A 12,026-nucleotide genomic window follows, 5' to 3' on the forward strand; every position below is an offset into this window, starting at 1 on the left:
TCGGGTCAAGGGGGCGGCATGGGCGAAAAGCTGATCTATCCGTGGGACGCGGCGCCGGAGCACGGGCAGCCGGTCGAGGTCGCGCCGGGCATCGAATGGGTGCGCCTGCCGCTGCCCATGGCGCTGGACCACGTGAATTGCTGGATCCTTCAAGAGGATGACGGCGTCACCGTGGTCGATACCGGGTTCGCGTCGAAGCTGACCCGGCGGCTGTGGGAGCAGGCGCTGGACGGCCGGCGTGTGACCCGTGTCGTGGTCACCCACCATCATCCCGATCACGTAGGGCTGGCGGGCTGGTTCATGGAACAGGGCGCCGAGCTGTGGATGACGCGGGTGGCCTGGCTCATGGCGCGGATGCTGCGCCTGGACGAGCAGGACCGCCCCGCGCCCGAGACCGTGGATTTCTGGCGCGCGTCCGGCATGGCGGCCGAGGTGCTGGCGCAGCGGCTGGAGGAACGCCCGTTCAACTTCGCCGACGTGGTGGCGCCGATGCCGCTGGGCTATCGCCGGCTGGACGAGGGCGCGACGCTGCGCATGGGCGGGCGCGACTGGGTGGTGCGGCTGGGCGCGGGCCACGCACCGGACCACGCGACCTTCTGGTGTGACGCAGACGGCCTCGTTCTGGGCGGCGACCAGCTGCTGCCGTCGATCTCGCCCAACCTGGGGCTCTACGCGACCGAGCCCATGGCCGACCCGGTGGGCGACTGGCTGGACGCCTGCGCGCGCCTGGCCCGTTTCGCCGACCCCGGGCAGCTGGTCCTGCCGGGGCACAAGCTGCCGTTTCGGGGCTTGCCGCTGCGGTTGCGGCAGCTGATCGACAACCACCATGGCGCGCTGTCGCGGCTCGAGGCGCACCTGGCCCAGCCGCGCACCGCCGGCGAATGCTTCGCGCCGCTGTTCAAGCGCGAGATCCGGGGCGGCGAGTACGGGCTGGCGCTGGTCGAGGCCGCGGCCCATTGCCAGCACCTCTACCTGCAGGGCCGCGCCACGCGCGAACGGGGCGCGGACGGGGCCTGGATCTACCGCGCGGCCTAGCCGGCCTTCCGCTGCATCCGCTCCATCATCGACATGACCGTGCGGCGCGGCAGGAACGGGATCACCCACTGGCAGGCCAGCGACAGCGACGTCCGGTCGAACGCCACGAGATCACCCCGGCGCATGGCGTCATAGCCGATCTTGGCCACGGCCCCGGCGGTCATGCCGCTTTGCGTCAGCCTGGTTCCGGTGAGATCGCTGCGCTGCGCGAACTCGGTCTCGACATAGCCGGGGACGAGGACGGTGGCGGTGACGCCGGTGCCGCGCAGCTCGTGCGCCAGGGCCTGGGTGTAGGAGTTCACGAAGGCCTTGGTCGCGAAGTAGACGGCCTGTTCGGGGCCGGGCATGAACCCCGCGGTGGAGCCCACGTTGAGGATGCGACCACGGCCGCGCGCGACCATTCCGGGCGCGAGGGCGCGGGTCAGCGCGACCAGCGCCTTCACGTTCAGGTCGATCATCCCCTGCTCGTCCTCCGCCGGGCGATCCAGGTGCTTGCCGCGCCCGCCGAAGCCCGCGTTGTTGACGAGGATATCGGGCGCCAGGCCCGCGTCTTCGATCCGGCGGACAAGGTCCTGCGCGCCGCCCTCGGCCCCCAGGTCGCAGGCCATCACGTGCACCGTGACGCCGTAGCGTGATTCGAGATTGGATTTCAGCTGGTCCAGCGCGTCGGCGCGGCGGGCGGTGACGATCAGGTCGCCGCCGCGCGCGGCGTGTTCACGCGCCAGCGCGGCGCCGATTCCCGAGGATGCGCCGGTGACGAGGGCGAGATCGGACATGGGGGCCTCCTGTTCCATGGCATTGGAGGCAGATGGGGACGGGCGCGCAAAAGAAAAGACCGCCCCGGCGGGGGCGGCCTTTTCGGTACCTGAAGCGGACCTGCGGCTTAGCCCTGGCGGGCCTTGAAGCGACGCTGCGTCTTGTTGATCACGTAGACGCGGCCCTTGCGGCGCACCACGCGGCAGTCGCGGTGGCGGTTCTTCAGCGAACGAAGCGAGTTGCGAACTTTCATCAGTCCTCTCCCATCGATGTCGCGGCGCGGGGCACGCGCCTTGGTTGCAAGATGCCGGGGGCGGGCCCGACGGCGAAAATCCCGTGGAACATGGTGGGCGATACTGGGATCGAACCAGTGACCCCTTCGATGTCAACGAAGTGCTCTACCGCTGAGCTAATCGCCCCATGTCCGTTACCGACGCATATGACATCGCCCCGAAGGCCGGGGGGTGTCACGCCGGTGCGCGGTCTATAAAAGCTCGTCCGCCCCTGTTCAAGCGCTTTTGCTGAACCATCTTGTTTGGCGTAAGAGACATGTCACGAACGGTAACAGGGGACGGTGATCCGCGTGGAGCTGCCAGCCTACGACCTTTTTCGTCCCGAGCGGCTCGAGACCGGGCTGATCTTCGCGTCGCCCCATTCCGGGCGCCATTACAGCGATGAATTCCTCGCCGCCAGCCGGCTGGACCCGGCCGTCCTGCGATCGTCCGAGGACGCGTTCGTCGACCGCCTGTTCTCGGCCGCGCCCGCGCACGGGGCGCCCCTGCTGTGCGCGCATCACCCCCGTGCCTGGGTGGATCTGAACCGCGCCCCGACCGAGCTGGATCCAGCCCTGATCGAGGATCTGCCGCGCGGCCCGCATAATCCGCGCGTGACCTCGGGGCTGGGGGTGATTCCCCGCGTGGTGGCCGGCGGACGCGCCATCTATAACGGGAAGATCCCGCTTCCCGCCGCCAAGGCCCGGATCGAAGGGGTCTGGACCCCGTACCACGCGCGGCTTCGGTCGCTCATCGACGAGGCGCGCACCGCCTTCGGCCACGCCATCCTGATCGACTGCCATTCGATGCCGCACGAGGCGCTGGAAACCGCCGGCGCCCCCGGCAAACGCCCGCAGATCGTCCTGGGTGACCGGTTCGGGGCGGCGGCGGCGCCCGGCATCGTCGACAGTATCGAAAGCGTCTTCACCGCGCTGGGGCTGCGCTGCGCCCGCAACACGCCCTTTGCCGGGGCCTACATGGCGCAGCATTACGGACGGCCCGTACGCGCCCAGCACGTGGTCCAGATCGAGATCGACCGCGCGCTTTACATGGACGAGCGCAAGGTCGAGCCCAACGACGGCTTCGACGATTTCAAGGCGCTGATGGACCGGGCCGTGGCCCACATGGTCAAGATCGGGGCCGGGCGGCGCGACGGCGGGTCGCTGGCCGCCGAGTAGGCGCGGCCTAGCGCAGCGACCGGCCCTTCAGGATTGCGCCGTCGCCCCAGCGCGCGCGAATCGCGTCGGTGGCGCGCTCGGCGCGCGCGCGAGCCTGCGCCTGCGGATCCAGCAGGTCGCCCACGCGGTCCGCGCCCTCGGCCCCCGTCAAATCCGACAGCCCGACGCCCAGCAGGCGGAACGGGCCTTCGCCGGCCACCGGGTCGAACAGGACGCGCGCGGTGCGATAGATGCGGTCGGCGATCTGGGTGGGATCGGTCAGCGTCAGCCGCCGCGTCAGGATCGCGTGATTCGCGCGCTTCAGCTTCAGCGTGACGACGCGGCCCGCGATGTCCTTGGCCTTGGCGCGGCCGGCGACCTTCTCGGCCAGCCGCCAGATATGCCCATCCAGCACCTCCGGGTCGGCGGTATCGGCGTGGAAGGTGGTTTCGTTGCTGATGCCCTTCACCGGCGCGTTGGCCGACACGCGGCGCCGGTCTTGCCCGCGGGCCAGGTGCCACAGCCGCGTCCCCATGCCGCCGAAGCGGGCGGTCAGGTCACGCTCGTCCCAGCGCTTGAGATCGGCGAAGGTCCGGATGCCTGCACGCTCCAGCGCCTCGCGCGTTACGGCGCCCACGCCCCAGATCAGGCCCACGGGCTTGTCGTGCAGGAAATCCACCGTCTCGGCCGCGCCGATGATCGAAAAGCCGCGCGGCTTGTCGAGATCCGACGCGATCTTGGCCAGGAACTTGTTGTGCGACAGCCCGATGGACCCGGTGATCCCCAGCTCGTCCTGCATGCGCTTCACCAGCCGCGCCAGCATGACGGCGGGCGGCGCGCCGTGCAGCCGCGCCGTCCCCGTGAGGTCCATGAACGCCTCGTCCAGGCTCAGCGCTTCGACCACGGGCGTCAGGTCGTCCATCATGGCGCGGACCTGCCGCGAGACGGCCGAATAGACGTCGAAGCGGGGCCGGACGATTACCGCCTCGGGGCAGAGCTTCAGCGCCTGGAACATGGGCATGGCCGACCGGACGCCCTTGATCCGCGCGATGTAGCAGGCGGTGGTCACCACCCCGCGCGACCCGCCGCCGACGATCACCGGCTTGTCGCGCAGCTCGGGGTTATCGCGCTTCTCGACGCTGGCGTAGAACGCGTCGCAATCCATGTGCGCGATGGACAGGTCATTGAGCTCGGGGTGCGTCAGCACGCGCGGACTGCGGCAGGCGGGGCAGCGCCCGCCGGCATCGAACGGCGTCAGGCAATCGCGGCAGAGACTCGGCATGGCGTTCATTTAATCACCGGGGCCGCTTGGTGACAGAGCGTATCGCGCGCCTGGGGCCCAAGCCGTTGGGATCTTGGCCTCGGCGCGCTTTGCGATAGTATGTTAGCGAACGAACCGCGAGACCGCCATGAACGATACTCCCACGATCCCGCCCCGCCGCCCCCTGACGCTGCGCGACGTGTCCGAGGCGTCGGGCGTCAGCGAGATGACCGTCAGCCGCGTCCTGCGCAACCGCGGCGACGTCAGCGCGGCCACCCGCGACAAGGTGCTGGATGCGGCCAAGCAGCTTGGCTACGTGCCCAACAAGATCGCGGGCGCGCTGGCCTCGTCGCGGGTGAACCTGGTGGCGGTCATCATCCCGTCGCTGTCGAACATGGTCTTCCCCGAGGTGCTGGCCGGCGTGGCCGAGGCCCTGGACGGGACCGAGCTTCAGCCGGTGGTGGGCGTGACCCATTACAGCCCCGAGCAGGAAGAGAAGGTCCTTTACGAGATGCTGTCCTGGCGGCCCTCGGGCGTCATCATCGCGGGCATCGAGCATTCCGAGCAGAGCCGCCAGATGATGCGCGCCACGGATGTGCCGGTGGTCGAGATCATGGACGTGGACGGCGATCCGGTGGACGCGGTGGTCGGCATCTCGCACCGCCGTGCGGGCCGCAAGATGGCCGAGGCGATCCTGAAGCAGGGCTTCGAGAATATCGGCTTCCTCGGGACGCAGATGCCGCTGGACCACCGCGCCCGCAAGCGGTTCGAGGGATTCACCGAGACGCTGGCCAAGGCCGGGCTCGAGGTCATGGACCAGGAATTCTACTCGGGCGGATCGGCCCTTCTGAAGGGTCGCGAGATGACGAAGGCGATCCTGGATCGCTCGCCCGACATCGATTTCCTCTACTATTCCAACGACCTGATCGGGGCGGGCGGCCTGCTCTACTGCACCGAGCAGGGCTTCGACATTCCCGGCCGGCTGGGCCTTGCCGGGTTCAACGGGGTCGAGCTGTTGCAGGGCCTGCCGCGCAAGCTGGCCACGATGGACACCGAACGCCAGGCCATCGGCCGCGAGGCCGCGCGCATCGTCGCGGCGCGCGCCGGCGGGGCGCCCGGCGGTGGCGAACGGATCGAGATCGAGCCGAAGGTGACGCTGGGCGACACGCTGCGCCGCTACAAGCCGTAGTCCGGGGCCGGACGCGTCCCCCGTGGGGCGCGGGGTCAGCCGGCTTGCGCCGCGCGGGTCATGTGCCGCTTGCGACCGAAGCCGGGGGCACGCGTGACGTCGAACCCTGCCGATTGAAGCGCCCGGCGCACGTGTCCCGCCGCCGAATAGGTGGCCGCCGTCCCACCCGGCGCCGTGTGCGCGGCGACCTCGGCCAGGATCTCCGGCGTCCACAGGGCCGGGTTCTTGGCGGGCGAAAATCCGTCCAGGAACCACGCATCCGCGCGCTCGGTCCATGCGGGCAGGGTCGTCTCGGCGAACCCCTCGACCACGTGCAGGTCCAGCCCCGGCAGGTTGATCCGCCGCGCGCCCGCCCTCCACGCGTCGATCAACGCCTCGGCCCGGTCCGCCAGAACCGGGAAGGCCTCCAGGGCGCGCGCCATGTCGTCGGCTGCGATCGGGTGCGCCTCGAAGCTGGTGAACCGCAGGTCGCCCGATTGCCCGCTCTCCTGCCACGCCACCCAGGCGGCCAGCGCGTTCAGGCCGGTGCCGAAGCCAAGCTCGCCGATGTGAAAGCCCGGGGCGAAGCGCGCGGGCAGGTCGTTGCCACGCAGGAACACGTGATGCGTTTCATCCAGCCCGTGCGCGAAGGAATAGTAGGGATCGTCGTAGATCTCGCTGACGGGCACGCCGTCCTGCCACTGGGTCATGGGCCATCCCTTGCCGCTTCGCGTCGACCCGATTACCTGACGGGACCACGCGCGGAAAGGGGATGCGACATGCAGGACGTCACCGTCTACGGCGCGGGCATCTTCGGGCTGTCGGTGGCCTGGGCGTGCCTGACCCGCGGCGCGCGGGTGCAGGTGATCGACCCCCACGGCCCCGGGGCAGGCGCGTCGGGCGGGATCGTCGGCGCGCTGGCGCCCCATGTCCCCGAGAACTGGAACCCGAAGAAGGCCTTCCAGTTCGACAGCCTGCTGGCGGCCGAAGGCTTCTGGGCGGCGGTCGAGAATGCGGGCGGCGTGGCGTCCGGATACGGGCGCACCGGCCGTATCCAGCCCGTCGCGGACCCGCAGGCGCATGACCGGGCCGACGCGCGCGGCGCGGGGGCGCAGGACCTGTGGCGGGGGCAGGCCGCGTGGTCGGTCACCGATGCCGCAAGCGACCCGTGGGGCGTCGCGGCGCCCCTGGGCGTCGTCATCCACGACAGCTTGACCGCGCGCATTCACCCGCGCCGGGCCTGCGACGCGCTGGTCGCCGCCATCCGCGCGCGCGGGGGCGCGGTGCTCGGCGAGGGGGCCGCGCGAGGCGCCGTCGTCTGGGCCACCGGTGCCGCGGGCCTCCAGGATCTGTCGCGGGAGCTCGGGCAGGAGGTCGGCCGCCCGATCAAGGGGCAGGCGGCGCTGCTGAAGCTGGACACGGGCGATGCGCCGCAACTGTTCGTGGACGGTCTGCACGTGGTGCCCCATGCCGACGGGACGGTGGCCATCGGCTCGACGACCGAGCGGGACTACGACGACCCTTCGGCCTGCGACGCCTTGCTGGACGATGTGGTGGCCCGCGCCCGCACGGCGGTGCCGCGGCTGGCCGAGGCGCCCGTGATCGCGCGCTGGGCCGGGCTGCGCCCCCGCGCACGGTCGCGTGCGCCGATGCTGGGGGCGTGGCCGGGACGGCCCGGCCATTACGTCGCCAATGGCGGGTTCAAGATCGGCTTTGGCATGGCGCCGGGCGTGGCCGGGGTGATGGCCGACCTGGTGCTGGAAGGGCGGAACAGTATTCCCGAGGGCTTTCGCGTCGCCGACAGCCTGCGCTAGGGGCGTTCCGGGGGTTGCGCCCGCGACGGTCGATTGCGTTTCGCCGAAACACCTTCCGGTCCGGCGGAGGAGGGCGTGCCCGGGCCGCCGTCCCCGCGCTGCGGGACACACGTCAGGATTGCATCGATCTTGGTCGGCTGGATTTCGCCGGAGTGTCGGCGCGATGAAGAAGAATTGATCGCCGCAGGTTGGTTTTCCCCGGCGTCAGGCCCCATTGATGACGATTTGCGCCACTAGGGTTTGCCTTGGTTGATGTGCGCAATAGTCGAGCGTATCGCCGAAGATACAACTCAAGCGATCCTAGGAGCGCCCATGCATTCGCCATCCACCGCACCCAGAACTGTCACGCTCAGTTCCGCCGTCTACGGGTTCAAGGCGCTTCTTGCTGCCGTCTTGCTTGCGTTCGTGGCGTGGATCTACCAGTCGCGCGCGGACCAGACGATCGACGCGGAACTCGACCGGGCGGTGCGTGTCCGCACCCAGGCCGCTGGCGAGGCCCTGGCGAGAACCCTGTATTCGGATTGGCGCGACCTGTCCTTCCTTGCCTCCCAGTATTTCGGTGCGAATGAGCGGCGCCAAGGCATGCTGGAAGGCCTTCGGGGCGATGGCGGACGGGTGTCCTGGATCGGCTTCGCACGGCCCGACGGTCGCGTGATGCAGGCCACCGGCGGCCTGCTGGTCGGCGAAAGCGTCGCCGAACGACCGTGGTTCCGCAACGGCCTGCGCGGGCAGTTTGCCTCGGACGTGCACGATGCCGTTCTGCTGGCGCGGCTGCTTTCCCCTGGTACGGGCGAGGTCCTTCGCTTCGTGGATCTCGCGCTGCCCGTCAGGGACGATGCCGGGACTGTTAGGGGCACGCTGGGGATGCATATCGACGCCGACTGGATCGAGACCGAGATCGAGGAGCTGGCGCAGAGCCTGGGAATGGAGCTGTATCTGGTCGGCGCGCAGGGCGACGTGGTCCTGTCCAGCGCCGACACCGTGCCGGATGCGCTGTCTCTCGAGATCCTGCGGACCGCGCGGACCGGCAATACCACCGCGCTGCGCGAGACCTGGCCCGATGGCGAGACCTACTTCGCAAGCTTGGTGCCACGGGTCGGGTACGCGGATCTGCCCGATTTCGGATGGTCGCTGGTCGGCCGGCTCGACCCGGACCAGTTCCGGCCCGCGCTGGACAGCGCGATGCGCGGTCTGACCCTGATCGTCGTGGGCGGCGTGCTTCTGGTCATCGCCATGACGTCGGCCTTCGTGATCGCCTTCGTGCGGCCGCTGGAACGCGTGGTCGACGCAGCCGAGCGCATCGCCGCGGGCGAGGATGTCTACCCGCCCGAACCGCGCGTTCCGCGCGAAGCGCAACGCATTTCGGGCGTTCTGGCGCGGTTGCAGGACGGGCTCAGCGACCGCCGGAGTTGAAGCTCAGCCGCCGCGCAAGATCCGCGATCAGGGCCGGGCCACGCACCCGGGCGACCCCCGGCGCAAGGTCGTCCTGGGTATAGAATCGCAGCATCAGCGCCTCGTGCTGTTGTTGGTCCGGCGACAGGTGCAGCCGCACGCCGTCCTCGTAGCGGGCGATGACCCGGGCGGGGATCTTTCCCACCCCGTCGATCTGCAGGGTCCCCGCGGTCCCGAGCGGCATCGCCCGCCCGCGCAGGCGCACCGTGTCCGCGGTCAGCGACGTGATCCACGGGCGGCTCTCGATCTCGCCGGCCTGGAATGTCGCGCGCTCGGGAACGTCGGCAACGTGGCGTTCGCGCCGGGGCAGCTCGATGCAGGCGATGATCGTGAAGGACAGAACGACGACGTTGTAGAGCGTCCAGAACAGGATCACCCATTTGCCGTCGCCCGCGTCGGAAAAGGCGAAGCGGTCGCTGAAGATACCGGCCAGCAGCCCGGCCAGGGTCAGCACCAGCAGGATGATGAAGGGCGCCATGAGCCGCCACTGGATGACGATGCGCGATCGGTCGCCGCCCTTCGCGGTGACCGAGAACGGGTGCCCTTTCGGCCGCAGCAACCCGGTGAAGGCCGCCCGGCTGATCGCGGCTGCCCCCAAAAGCTGGCTGACATCCGACAGGATCGGCACGATCATGCCCCGGCTCAGCACATTCAGCGCGACGATGATCCAAAGGAAATACGTGCCGAAATAGCTGATGACGTCGGACAGGGCGGCGTCGACAACGGTCACGTTGAAGAACCAGTAAAGCAGCGGATACACGATGGCGGCCAGCCGGAAGGGGAACGTGGTCGTCCAGTAAAAGACCGAGTCGACCACGCTCCAGCGATCCCTCAGCCGCAGACCATTGCGGGCGAAGGGCCCCAGCGACGACCGCGCGATCTGCATCAGCCCAAGGCACCACCGCGCGCGCTGGGTCACGTATTCCTTCAGGCCCTCGGGCGCGAGGCCTTCGGTCAGCGGCTCGGCAAGATAGGCCGTCTTCCAGCCCTTCTCCTGCAGCGCGAGCGTCAGCATGAAATCCTCGGTCACGCTTTCGGTGGGGAAGCCGCCGATCTCCTGCAGGGCGTCCCATCGCGCGACCGATGACGTGCCGCAGCAGAAGGCGATGCCCCAGCCGTCGCGGGCCGGCTGCATGTGGTCGAAGAAGAAGCGCTGTTCGTCCGGATAGGACCTCGTCAGACCCAGGTTGTGCTGGATCGGATCGGCATTGAAGAAATGCTGGGGCGTCTGGACCAGGCCCACCTCCGGGTCATGGAACAGCGCCAGGCAGCGCGAGGCGAAGCCGAGGTGCGGCACGAAATCGGCGTCCAGCACCGCGACGAAATCCGGCGGGACATCGCTTTCGGCCAGCCGCTCCAGCGCGTGGTTGATGTTGCCCGCCTTGGAGCCCTTGTTGTCGGGGCGCCGCAGGTATTCGACGCCCTGCTTCGCGCAGAAATCGCGCAGCCAGTCGCGTCGCCCGTCGTCCAGCACCATCACCACCTTGTTCGGATGGCGCAGCGACCGCGCGCCCACGATCGTGCGTTCCAGAACGGCAAGCTCTTCGTTGTAGGTCGCGATGAGGATGGCCAGCCGTGGCGGCGGCGCATCGCCCCACCAGCCCCAATGGGCATCGGCCTCGGCGCGGCGGTCCCTGAACCGCGCCATGATGAGGAACGAGCTCAGCGAACCCGCGAGCACCAGCATTTCCAGCGCGAACAGCGACCAGCTGGCCGCCATGTCGATCGTCAGCCCGGCGGGGGCCAGCGTCTCGGTCGCCCGCCACCACGCATAGCGCACGGCCAACACGGCCGAGATCGCCATCAGCACGGCGCGGTGCCAGACCCGCGTCGGATCGACGACCGACGGCAGAAGGCAGGCCAGCCCGATGACCAGCAGCAGGTGGATACCGGCCGATCCCAGTTCGCCGAAATGCGGAAAGAACGGCATCATCCGCCGAACAGACCGCGCAGCCCGTCGAGCGGACGGTCCTCGAAGAAGACGCGCCCGGTGCGCCCGACGGGGCAGCCAAGCTCGGGGTCCTGCGACAGTTCCGGCACCAAGAGGGTCACGTCATAGCGTTCCAGGTGCCGCTGGCTGGGGGCCACGGCAAGATGCTCGTAGACGGTCGCGGCACCGGAGCCTGCCAGCCGCGTAACGGTCGCATCGAACAGCCGTGTCTCGTTCTCGAAGCGGAAGCGCGCCGCATCCCCCAGGCGCAAGCCGTTATAGGTGCCCTCGGGCACTGACAGCGAAACGACCAGCGACGCGCAGTCGACGAGACGCAGCAGCGGGTCGCCCCGTTGCACCACGACCCCGTCCGCCTCCAGAACCTCCCACAGCAGCCCGTCCACGGGGGACGCCAGGTCGCCGCCGGTCAGCGCGTTCACGCGCACCCGCTCGCGGTCGATCCGTTCGGCCACGGCGGCGACGCGCGCCTCGGCTTCGGCGTGTTCCGCGTCGAGCGCGGCGATGACGGAGTCGAGCTCGGTGGCCCTTTGCGTGGCATTGGGCGAATCGTTGTAGCCGTCACCAAGGAAGACGCCCGCCTCGGCAGCCCTGAACTCGATCTCCAGCACCTCGACCCGTTCCCGAGCGTAGTCGAGCGCCAGCGACTCGAGGTTCGGTTCGGTCGGCAGGCGCCCGCCGTCGCTGTCCAGCGCGTCGCCCAGCCGGCGCGTCTCGGGATCGGTCCCGTCTTCCAGCAGCGCCAGCCGCGCGCGGGCGTGCTCCAGCCGCGTGCGCAGCTCGTCCAGCCGGTTTTCGCGGAAGGACTCGCCGCGCGCTTCGAGGTCGCCCTGGATGCCGCGCTGTGCCTCGCGCTGCGCCGCGATACGGGCCCGCGCGGCCTCTTCGAAGGTGCGCTCCATCACGAGGTCGTTCAGCCGGATCCTGTCGACCAGCGGATCGGTGATCGAGGCCACGACCTCGCCCGCGTTGACGCGCGCCCCCGGTGGCCGGTCGACAAGCTCAAGCGTGCCCGCCACGTCGGAACGGACGGTCACGATGGGGGCATTCACGAAGGCATTGGCGCTGGTGCGCGCCATCTGTTCGCCGACGATCACCCAGAGCGCGAACAGGATCACGACGAAGCCGACGATCAAACGGGTAAATTTCATGAGCTTGGGTCC

General features: G+C 69.5%; 11 protein-coding genes and 1 tRNA gene. 5 read left to right on the forward strand and 7 right to left on the reverse strand.

Annotated elements, in window-relative coordinates; genetic code table 11:
- Positions 1-18: 18 nt before the first annotated feature.
- Complete coding sequence (locus tag BUB76_RS05985; protein ID WP_073127811.1) at positions 19-1,035, forward strand: MBL fold metallo-hydrolase; 1,017 nt, start codon at positions 19-21, stop codon at positions 1,033-1,035.
- Here BUB76_RS05985 and BUB76_RS05990 read toward each other — a convergent pair.
- The 3 genes from BUB76_RS05990 to BUB76_RS06000 form a co-directional block, all read right to left on the reverse strand.
- Positions 1,032-1,811: an SDR family NAD(P)-dependent oxidoreductase gene (locus tag BUB76_RS05990; protein ID WP_073127813.1), complete on the reverse strand. Its 780-nt coding sequence runs from the start codon at positions 1,809-1,811 to the stop codon at positions 1,032-1,034. The genes BUB76_RS05985 and BUB76_RS05990 overlap by 4 nt on opposite strands.
- Positions 1,812-1,918: 107 nt before the next feature.
- Entirely contained in the window at positions 1,919-2,044 is a 126-nt protein-coding gene (gene ykgO / locus BUB76_RS05995; RefSeq protein ID WP_005850168.1) for a type B 50S ribosomal protein L36, read from the reverse strand.
- A 91-nt stretch (positions 2,045-2,135) separates the two neighbouring features.
- Positions 2,136-2,210, reverse strand: a tRNA-Val gene (locus BUB76_RS06000).
- A gap of 164 nt (positions 2,211-2,374) precedes the next feature.
- Here BUB76_RS06000 and BUB76_RS06005 point away from each other — a divergent pair.
- Positions 2,375-3,241 carry an N-formylglutamate amidohydrolase gene (locus BUB76_RS06005; protein WP_073128084.1) on the forward strand — a complete coding sequence of 289 codons (867 nt, stop codon included), beginning with the start codon at positions 2,375-2,377 and terminating at the stop codon, positions 3,239-3,241.
- Between the two features lie 7 nt (positions 3,242-3,248).
- Here BUB76_RS06005 and BUB76_RS06010 read toward each other — a convergent pair whose 3' ends face one another.
- On the reverse strand, positions 3,249-4,502 hold the full coding sequence (locus BUB76_RS06010) for a DNA polymerase IV (protein ID WP_073127815.1): 1,254 nt from the start codon (positions 4,500-4,502) through the stop codon (positions 3,249-3,251).
- A gap of 127 nt (positions 4,503-4,629) precedes the next feature.
- On the opposite strand from BUB76_RS06010, the gene BUB76_RS06015 reads away from it, so the two are divergent.
- The gene (locus BUB76_RS06015) at positions 4,630-5,670 is read left to right on the forward strand and encodes a LacI family DNA-binding transcriptional regulator (protein ID WP_073127816.1); all 1,041 of its coding nucleotides are present in this window, start codon (positions 4,630-4,632) and stop codon (positions 5,668-5,670) included.
- Between the two features lie 35 nt (positions 5,671-5,705).
- Here BUB76_RS06015 and mnmC2 read toward each other — a convergent pair whose 3' ends face one another.
- Positions 5,706-6,359: a tRNA (5-methylaminomethyl-2-thiouridine)(34)-methyltransferase MnmC2 gene (gene mnmC2, locus BUB76_RS06020; RefSeq protein ID WP_073127818.1), complete on the reverse strand. Its 654-nt coding sequence runs from the start codon at positions 6,357-6,359 to the stop codon at positions 5,706-5,708.
- 69 nt (positions 6,360-6,428) lie between these two features.
- Here mnmC2 and BUB76_RS06025 point away from each other — a divergent pair, with 69 nt between their 5' ends.
- Both BUB76_RS06025 and BUB76_RS06030 read left to right on the forward strand, forming a co-directional pair.
- Positions 6,429-7,463 (forward strand): NAD(P)/FAD-dependent oxidoreductase, encoded by a 1,035-nt coding sequence (locus BUB76_RS06025; RefSeq protein ID WP_073127820.1) that lies wholly within the window; start codon positions 6,429-6,431, stop codon positions 7,461-7,463.
- A gap of 312 nt (positions 7,464-7,775) precedes the next feature.
- Positions 7,776-8,876: a cache domain-containing protein gene (locus BUB76_RS06030; protein ID WP_175550271.1), complete on the forward strand. Its 1,101-nt coding sequence runs from the start codon at positions 7,776-7,778 to the stop codon at positions 8,874-8,876.
- Here the strand turns inward: BUB76_RS06030 and BUB76_RS06035 are convergent.
- Both BUB76_RS06035 and BUB76_RS06040 read right to left on the reverse strand, forming a co-directional pair.
- Positions 8,857-10,845, reverse strand: a complete 1,989-nt coding sequence (locus tag BUB76_RS06035) for a glycosyltransferase family 2 protein (protein ID WP_236737870.1) — start codon at positions 10,843-10,845, stop codon at positions 8,857-8,859. The genes BUB76_RS06030 and BUB76_RS06035 overlap by 20 nt on opposite strands.
- Positions 10,845-12,014: an HlyD family secretion protein gene (locus BUB76_RS06040; protein ID WP_073127826.1), complete on the reverse strand. Its 1,170-nt coding sequence runs from the start codon at positions 12,012-12,014 to the stop codon at positions 10,845-10,847. The genes BUB76_RS06035 and BUB76_RS06040 overlap by 1 nt, the downstream gene beginning before the upstream one ends.
- Positions 12,015-12,026: the final 12 nt, after the last annotated feature.

Origin of the sequence: Palleronia salina (assembly GCF_900141995.1) — a bacterium.
In the GTDB taxonomy this organism is placed as follows: domain Bacteria; phylum Pseudomonadota; class Alphaproteobacteria; order Rhodobacterales; family Rhodobacteraceae; genus Palleronia; species Palleronia salina.

Excerpts from the sequence above, each read along its gene's own strand:
- BUB76_RS06010 (WP_073127815.1), bottom strand. The coding sequence starts at position 4,502 with ATGCCGAGTCTCTGCCGCGATTGCCTGACGCCGTTCGATGCCGGCGGG.
- BUB76_RS06040 (WP_073127826.1), bottom strand. The coding sequence starts at position 12,014 with ATGAAATTTACCCGTTTGATCGTCGGCTTCGTCGTGATCCTGTTCGCG.
- BUB76_RS05990 (WP_073127813.1), bottom strand. The coding sequence starts at position 1,811 with ATGTCCGATCTCGCCCTCGTCACCGGCGCATCCTCGGGAATCGGCGCC.
- BUB76_RS06025 (WP_073127820.1), top strand. The coding sequence starts at position 6,429 with ATGCAGGACGTCACCGTCTACGGCGCGGGCATCTTCGGGCTGTCGGTG.
- ykgO (WP_005850168.1), bottom strand. The coding sequence starts at position 2,044 with ATGAAAGTTCGCAACTCGCTTCGTTCGCTGAAGAACCGCCACCGCGAC.
- BUB76_RS06015 (WP_073127816.1), top strand. The coding sequence starts at position 4,630 with ATGAACGATACTCCCACGATCCCGCCCCGCCGCCCCCTGACGCTGCGC.
- BUB76_RS05985 (WP_073127811.1), top strand. The coding sequence starts at position 19 with ATGGGCGAAAAGCTGATCTATCCGTGGGACGCGGCGCCGGAGCACGGG.
- BUB76_RS06035 (WP_236737870.1), bottom strand. The coding sequence starts at position 10,845 with ATGCCGTTCTTTCCGCATTTCGGCGAACTGGGATCGGCCGGTATCCAC.
- mnmC2 (WP_073127818.1), bottom strand. The coding sequence starts at position 6,359 with ATGACCCAGTGGCAGGACGGCGTGCCCGTCAGCGAGATCTACGACGAT.
- BUB76_RS06030 (WP_175550271.1), top strand. The coding sequence starts at position 7,776 with ATGCATTCGCCATCCACCGCACCCAGAACTGTCACGCTCAGTTCCGCC.